This window comes from Pseudomonas sp. KB_15, from assembly GCF_052114525.1.
Taxonomy (GTDB): domain Bacteria; phylum Pseudomonadota; class Gammaproteobacteria; order Pseudomonadales; family Pseudomonadaceae; genus Aquipseudomonas.
On sequence record NZ_JBFREX010000351.1, the window covers coordinates 1 to 368 of the forward strand.

General features: G+C 67.4%; 1 protein-coding gene. It reads right to left on the minus strand.

Going from position 1 to position 368, the window contains the following annotated elements:
* On the minus strand, window positions 1-335 hold a 335-nt coding region (locus AB4Z35_RS31245), incomplete at its 3' end, for a hypothetical protein (RefSeq protein ID WP_442101332.1).
* Between the last annotated feature and the right edge of the window lie 33 nt (window positions 336-368).

The window sequence follows — 368 nt, forward strand, 5'->3', positions numbered from 1 at the left end:
GTGTCTTCTTGGCCGAGCAGCGACAGGCGCGGATCGATCGTCTTGCCGTCCTGGCTGTCGCGCAGCTCCAGATTCCAGCGGCCGGCCGTGTCGTCGCCGGGCGTCCAGCGGAAGCCGATCGAGCCGTTCGGGGCAGTCACCTCCCCGCTGGCATCGTCGATCAGCAGCGTCTTCCACTCCGCATGCCGGGGCTCGCCGAGACTGCCGTCGAGATGGGAGGCGCGCAGGAAGTGATCGGGCACCAGCGTGCCGTCCTGCTCGCGCAGCCGCACCAGCATCGGCATGTCGGTGTACTGCTTCAGGTAGTCGCGGAAGTAGGCGGACTTGCCGCCCACGTGGAATTCCTTGAGTACGACGTGGCCCATGGC